The sequence below is a fragment of the Bifidobacterium sp. UTBIF-78 genome (genome assembly GCF_006408945.1).
GTDB lineage: Bacteria > Actinomycetota > Actinomycetes > Actinomycetales > Bifidobacteriaceae > Bifidobacterium > Bifidobacterium myosotis.
In genome coordinates this window covers 1-7,012 of the sequence record NZ_JFAO01000073.1, presented here as the reverse complement: position 1 = coordinate 7,012, position 7,012 = coordinate 1, and the positions used below count along the sequence as shown (strand labels likewise).

Here is a 7,012-nt window from a genome sequence, read left to right as displayed (position 1 = left end):
AGGAATAAGGGCGGGTAGAATGGCGAAGTCAGCATAGGCGGTGGGCACAAGGAGTACACGCATCATGAGTGAGGTAAGGCCGGGTCGGAAACGTGCCACCTTGCGCGACGTGGCACAGGCGGCCGGGGTGTCGCTCAAGACCGCCTCGAACGTGATCAACGGCTCCGGTCGCATGACCGACGAAACACGCGCCAAAGTCGAACAGGTCATCAAGGATCTCGACTACCGCGTCAATGTGGCGGCCCGCAACCTCAATCGGGACCACACCGGTTTCATCACCCTCGCCGTGCCCTCGCTCACCCCGCCGTATCTGGCCGAGCTCGCCAACCGCATCATCGATGCGGCTCGTCGGTGTGACTACTCCGTATACGTCACCACATACGCGGAAGGCTCGGCCAAGGGCGCCCGCGATCTGCTGAGGAAATTCAATTCCACGGTCTCCGACGGCATGATTCTGTCGATGAGCGAGGTGGAAACCATTTCGCCCGACGATCTCAAGGTCGATTTCCCATTGGTCATCGTCGGCGCGCGTACCACATGGGGCATCGTCGATCATGTGACCCCGGACGACGTGGACGCCGCCGCCACCGCTGCAGGCTACCTTTATGACCACGGATCCCGGCATCTGGCTGTGGTGGGCGCGCGCGGTACCTACGACGAATCCGCGCTACTCAAGGTAGTGGAAGGCAACGCCCAGTTGCGTTTGCGGGGAATTATCGAAGAGACGCATCGCCGTGGGCTGTCCATCGACCCGCGACTGATTGGCATCACCAATCAGGACTGGACCATCGGCGCCGGTGCCCGCGTGACACAGCATCTCATCGACTCCGGTGTGCCGTTCGACGGCGTGGTGGCGTTGAACGATCAGCTCGCCATCGGCGCGCTCACCGCGCTGCGCACCTCGGGCTATGAGGTGCCGGGGCAGGTGCAGGTGATCGGCTTCGACAACAACGAAGAGGCCCCATACCTCCAGATTCCGCTGACTTCCATGGATTCCAGGCTCGATTGGACCGCCCCCACCGCAGTGGACCGCATTCTCGGACGCATCCACGGACGTGTCTCCAAGCCCGAACTGCTGACCTGCGAGTCGCGGGTCGTCGCACGGGCGTCTACACGGTGACGGCCAGCCAGCAGGCACAGCGTGTACAGTGTCGTGTAGTCGCAAGCGCAACCGGCCGCCAGCCGGCCGCCAGCCGGACGCGGCATAACGCAGCACAAGGAGCAGCAATCATGACCAACGGTCACATCAACCCAGCCAACGTGCCGGACATCGCATTGAAGGACGGCCACTCCATCCCGCAGATCGGGCTCGGCGTGCTGCGCATCGACGATGACGGGGTCACGCCGGTCGTGGAATCCGCGCTCGAGGCCGGCTACCGCCACATCGACGGCGCGGCCGGTTACAACAACGAGGCCGGTGTGGGCCGTGCGCTCGCCGCCACCGGTTACAACACGGGCGCCAAGCGCGAGACCCTGTGGGTCACCACCAAACTGCGCGACTCGCAGCAGGGCTACGATTCCGCGTTGCGCGCCTTCGATGATTCGCTCGCCAAGCTGCAGCTCGACTACGTGGACATGTACATGATCCACTGGCCCACCCCGTTCGACTGGCGCAGCGGGGAGGCCTGGAAGGCGTTCGTCAAGCTGCGCGAGGAGGGACGCGCGCGCACGCTCGGCGTGTGCAACTTCATGCCCGCCGATTTGAAGCGCCTGTATGAGGAGACCGGGTCGCGTCCGGCCGTGAACCAGATCGAACTGCATCCGACGTGGCAGCAGCGCGAGGTTGTCGCCTACTGCAAGGAGCAGGGGATCGCCGTCGAGGCGTATTCGCCGATGGCTCGTGGAGCCGACCTGAACGCCGGCGACGGCGCCATCGCCCGCATCGCCGAGGCGCACGGCGTGAGCCCGGCGCAGGTGATTCTGCGCTGGCACATCGAGAACGGTACAATCATCATCCCCAAGTCCGTGCATGCGGAGCGCCAGCGGGAGAACCTCGATCTGTTTGGCTTCGCGCTTACGGCCGAGGAGCATGCGGCGATTGACGCGCTCGACGGTCCGACGCGCGCCGGCCACGATCCGGCTACCTTCACCTACGCCTGATCGAGCGGTTGATTGATTGGTTGACTGGATTGACTGACGGATTGATTGATTGATCAATGGCGCGTCGTAATTCCGCACATTTCCGCCGCCGTCCGAACGCTTCGAGCCCGCTGGAGCGCATCCTGATTCTGGTGGTGCTTGCCGTCATCATCGGTGTGACCGTCGGACTGTTGCTGCCGCAGGTCAGCTCGGACGCGGCACGCATCACCGGCGGCTACACGGCCACCGGTTCGGCAGCGGACACGTTGAACCGGCTTACCGTGGACGACGGTCAGGACCCGTCCGGCTATGATCGTGATTCCTTCGGCTTCCGCGAAACCGACACCGACGGCAACGGCTGCGACGCGCGCGAGGACGTGCTCGCCCGTGACCTGATCGATGTGCGCTACAAGTCCGCCGGCTTGTGCACGGTCGAATCCGGCACGTTGGACGACCCGTACACCGGCCAGACCATCCAATTCGTGCGCGGCCGGACCACCAGCGCCAAAGTCCAGATCGACCATGTGGTGGCCCTTGAAAACGCATGGCAGTCGGGCGCCCGCGACTGGACCACCGCCGAACGCCATCAGTTCGGCAACGATCCATACAACCTGTTGGCTGTGGACGGGCCGGCCAATCAGGAGAAGGGCTCCGCTTCGGCCGCCTACTGGCTGCCCACCAACTCCGCCTATCGCTGCCAATACGTGGCCCGTCAGATCGGCGTCAAGGACAAATACCATCTCACCGTCACCTCTGCCGAAAAGGACGCCATGCTCGCCGTGCTCCACTCGTGCCCCGGACAGGAGGTGCCGGGGGAGTAGCGCTCACGGGCGATGGGCGGTCGGCCAGATGTGGTGATGGCCAGCCGGGGATTCACAATCGCGTCTGGCAGACGAGGGCGTGCGTGCCGCGCTGAGGCGGCGGAACGGGCTTGACGGATGGTCCGGCAGCGGGATTGCCGGCCGTCTGAACAGTTTCCGTTCGTCTACCTGACCAACGATTTCTCCACCACGCGGGGAGAGCGGTTTTTCTACGATGAAGGCTAATCCGGCGTTTCCGCGATCGCCGGAATTCATAGGGCGATGGGATGGTCGTCATCCGCGAATCGCCCTTACTTACGTCCGATGCCGAACGTATGCGACACCGTTATGGAGCCGCGCGAAGGAGCAGCCATGTCCCAGTCAGCACAATCGTTCCAGTCTCCACGCCCATCCCAGTCGCCGGCGGGAATCGCTGGGACTTCCCCTTCCCCGCAGCCCACACCCGCCCAGATTCGGCACAGCCACACCCTGCCGCTCAAGGACGTCACCGTGAATGATGCGTTCTGGGGCGAGGAACAGGAGCGCGTGCGCACGGCGGTGATTCCGTACCAGTGGCGCGCACTGAACGATCAGGTGCCCGGCGCCGCGCCCAGCTACTGCATGCATAATTTCAAGGCCGCCGCCGCGCAGAACGCGCGCAAGGAGCAGCAGGGCAAGGATTTCGTCCCGCCCACGTACACCTACCGTGGGTTCCAGGCACTGCCCGAGGACCCGGCGCACCCCGAGGCCGACAAGTTCTACGGCTTCGTCTTCCAGGACACCGACTTCTCCAAGTGGATCGAGGCGGTGGGCTACAGCCTCGTCCACCACCCCGACCCGGAACTCGAGCGGACCGCCGACGCCGCCATCGACATCGTGTGCGCGGCCCAGCTCGACAACGGCTATCTCGACACCTACTACATCCTCAACGGCATGGACCGCCACTTCACGTATCTGAAGGACCATCACGAACTGTACTGCTTCGGCCATCTGGTCGAAGGCGCGGTGGCCTACTATCAGGGCACAGGCAAGGACAAGCTGCTCAAGGCCGCCGAGCGATTCGCCGATTACGTCGCCTCCCGATTCGGTCGTGAGCCGGGCCAGCTGCGCGGCTATCCGGGCCACGAGATCGCCGAAATGGCGCTGGTTCGTCTGTATGAGACCACCGGGGAGCGGCGGTATCTGGACCTCGCCGACTACTTCGTCACCGAGCGCGGCCAACGCCCGTCGTATTTCGAGCAGGAGGACCGCGCCCGCGCCAAGGTGGACGGCACCGAATACCGGCCGGAAGCCGATCATTACGCCTATTATCAGGCGCATGAGCCGGTCGTCGAGCAGGACGAGGCCGTCGGCCATGCCGTGCGCGCCGGATACTTCTACTCGGGTCTGGCGGACGTGGCGCGACTCACCGGCGACCGCTCGCTCATCGACGCGGCGCATCGGCTGTGGCGCAATATCGTGGACAAGAAGCTGTACATCACCGGCGGCGTCGGCGGCACCACGGATGGCGAGGCGTTCTCCTACAACTACGATTTGCCCAACGATTCGGCCTACTCCGAGACCTGCGCGGCGATCGCGCTCGCGTTCTTCGCGCGGCGCATGCTCGAACTCGAAGCGAAATCCGAGTACGCGGACGTGATGGAGCTGGCGTTGTACAACACCGCGCTCGCCGGCATGGCGCTTGACGGGAAGAGCTTCTTCTACGTGAACCCGCTGGAGGTCAACCCCTACGCCTGCCACAAGGATTCGCGGCTCGCGCACGTCAAGCCCGTGCGTCGCAAGTGGTTCGGCTGCGCTTGCTGCCCGCCGAATATCGCGCGTCTCGTGGAATCCGTGCAGGAGTATGCCTACACGGTGGCCGACGACGGCGCGACGTTGTTCACGCATCTGTACATGGGCGGCACGGCGACCGTGACGCTTGGCGGCGCGCCGGTGACGCTGGAGATGGCGGCCGGACTGCCATGGCGCGGTGACGGGCGCGCGACCGTGCGGATTGGCGGTGGGGCTGGTTCCGGGGCCGGTGCGACTGGTGGGATTGGTGACGCAGCTGGCGGTGTTGCCGGTGCGCCCGGGGCCGATGCGACGGACGGTAAGGCGGCTGGCGAGACGGCCGGCGGGGTTGGTGGTGTCGGTGTCGTCGGCGGTGCGTCCGAATCTGATGCGCCGGCTGGCGAGGTGACCGGCAATGCGACCGGTGAGGCGGCCGGTGAGGCGACGTTCACGCTGGCCTTCCGCTTGCCTGGTTGGGTCGGTGGCGGTGATGCGGCCACTGCGGCTGGAATCGCGGCCGGTGCGCTGACCGCGTCTGGCGAGACGTCCGGGCGCGTGACCCGTGAGGTCCGCGACGGGTACGTCTACCTGTCTGGCGTGTGGCATAGCGGTGACACGGTCGAGTTCGACTTCCCGATGCCGGTGCGCATGATTGCCGCGAACCCGTTGGTGCGTGAGGACGCCGGTAAGGTGGCGTTCACGCGCGGCCCGGTCACCTTCTGCGCGGAGGAGCGCGACAATGGCGCGAACCTGCACCTGCTGCACGCCGACGTCGCCGCGATTCTGGCCGATCCGTCTGCGGTGAAGGCCGAGGAGTTCGACTTCCACGCCGGTGCCGACGGTCTGGATGACAAGGGGCTTGGTGAGGTCGATTCGGTGTCCCGGCGATTGGTGCGTCTGCAGGTGCCCGCGTGGCGCGAGCCGGTGCCGGGTGATGATGGCGTGAAAGTCGGTTCTTTCGTTATCGATGAGGCTAACGATTCTGGCGCTGATGCAACGGTTCGTGATTCGTCCGAGGCTGGTTCTGTTACGGCCGGTACCGCCGGCGCGGTTCCGGCATCCGCTGATGGCGCTGTCGTCCCGGCCGCTGACCGTCCTGCCGCCGCACCGCTGTACGCCGAGTACAAGCCGGTCGCCCGCGAACGCACGACCGCCACGCTCATCCCGTACTTCGCCTGGGCCAACCGCGGCGAAAACGAGATGACCGTCTGGCTGCGCGAGTAGCTGAACGGGTAATCGTAAGTGTGGCATGGACGTCGAGCGCCAGTCGATTGGCGGCCATGCTCCGGACTGTTGTGGCTCTGCCGGCTCAACAGGCGTGGCCTTTCTTCGTATATGAGAGTGCCCCGCGAGGTGATTCCGGAATCGCCCAGCCGATTCGTGTGCCGTGTTGTGATTTCGGTGTCGGATTCCCGGCCGACATGTCGATTCGGGAATCCGGATTTTGGTAGTCATGAAGTTTGGATCTCTGCATTCGGATTTCTACAGTTGTGCGAAACACCGACTTGCGTGGTCGGCGGATTGTGGCATAATAAACAAGTTGCCTGTTGGCAGCATGGATAAGTGTCCGAGCGGTCTAAGGAGCACGCCTCGAAAGCGTGTGAGGTTAACCCCTCCGCGAGTTCGAATCTCGCCTTATCCGCCCCTAGGGTTTCAGGTCAATCGCCTGAAACCCTTTTTCATGCCGAAAACGTTGCGATTCCGCCGTTTTGCCCGCACTTGCGTAACCGTGCGTAACGGTGCGTTTTAGTGGGTACCATAGTGGGTACATTGACGGGTACGGAATGCCCGCGCGTCAGAAGACGTGTGTGCAGGTGTTGTGCTGTTGGACCCTGTCGGATTTCGATGTTTCGGTGTCGGATTTCGACGCAAGACTGTCGGACCTCGACGGTTGACTGTCGGACCTCGTACGAAATACGTACGAAATCCGACACCGAAACGTCGAGAACCGACAGTCATGAGACGATGTCCGACACCGAAACATCGAAATCCGACAGTCTTGCGCTGAGACCTGACGATGTGGGCCGAATACGGCCGAATACAGGTTGGCATCTGTCATGATTTGCTGATGCCAAATCATGACAGACACGGAAAGATGCCAATCACATTGGTGCGTGCATGATTTTCATGGATATGGATTGCGACGAGTGCGGCATCTGTACGAGTCTTCCAGCTATCGCTGGATTTCGGACGTTCCGGATATAACCGCCGAATTTCGCCTTTATCCGGTACTGGAACAGACGGTAAGTACGCGCCTCATCGAAGGTCTCGCGTACTTACCGTCTGTTTTGGGGGTATGAGGGACTGTATGTACGCGAGTATTTCGTAATGGCGCGTACATACAGTCTGTTCCGGCCTTATGA

At 63.3% G+C, this 7,012-nt stretch carries 4 protein-coding genes and 1 tRNA gene; all 5 read left to right on the top strand.

Annotated features, from left to right (window positions below; all coding sequences use genetic code 11):
• The first annotated feature begins 64 nt into the window (after positions 1-64).
• Positions 65-1,120 (top strand): LacI family DNA-binding transcriptional regulator, encoded by a 1,056-nt coding sequence (locus BG22_RS10620; protein ID WP_140495425.1) that lies wholly within the window; start codon positions 65-67, stop codon positions 1,118-1,120.
• A 110-nt stretch (positions 1,121-1,230) separates the two neighbouring features.
• On the top strand, positions 1,231-2,100 hold the full coding sequence (locus tag BG22_RS10615; protein WP_140495424.1) for an aldo/keto reductase: 870 nt from the start codon (positions 1,231-1,233) through the stop codon (positions 2,098-2,100).
• 56 nt (positions 2,101-2,156) lie between these two features.
• Positions 2,157-2,900 carry an HNH endonuclease family protein gene (locus tag BG22_RS10610; protein WP_169834019.1) on the top strand — a complete coding sequence of 248 codons (744 nt, stop codon included), beginning with the start codon at positions 2,157-2,159 and terminating at the stop codon, positions 2,898-2,900.
• 351 nt (positions 2,901-3,251) lie between these two features.
• Positions 3,252-5,873: a glycoside hydrolase family 127 protein gene (locus BG22_RS11320; RefSeq protein WP_258186347.1), complete on the top strand. Its 2,622-nt coding sequence runs from the start codon at positions 3,252-3,254 to the stop codon at positions 5,871-5,873.
• 333 nt (positions 5,874-6,206) lie between these two features.
• A tRNA-Ser gene (locus BG22_RS10595) sits at positions 6,207-6,291 on the top strand.
• Positions 6,292-7,012: the final 721 nt, after the last annotated feature.

Coding starts and splice junctions, on each gene's coding strand:
- BG22_RS11320 (WP_258186347.1), top strand. CDS start 3,252: ATGTCCCAGTCAGCACAATCGTTCCAGTCTCCACGCCCATCCCAGTCG.
- BG22_RS10615 (WP_140495424.1), top strand. CDS start 1,231: ATGACCAACGGTCACATCAACCCAGCCAACGTGCCGGACATCGCATTG.
- BG22_RS10610 (WP_169834019.1), top strand. CDS start 2,157: ATGGCGCGTCGTAATTCCGCACATTTCCGCCGCCGTCCGAACGCTTCG.
- BG22_RS10620 (WP_140495425.1), top strand. CDS start 65: ATGAGTGAGGTAAGGCCGGGTCGGAAACGTGCCACCTTGCGCGACGTG.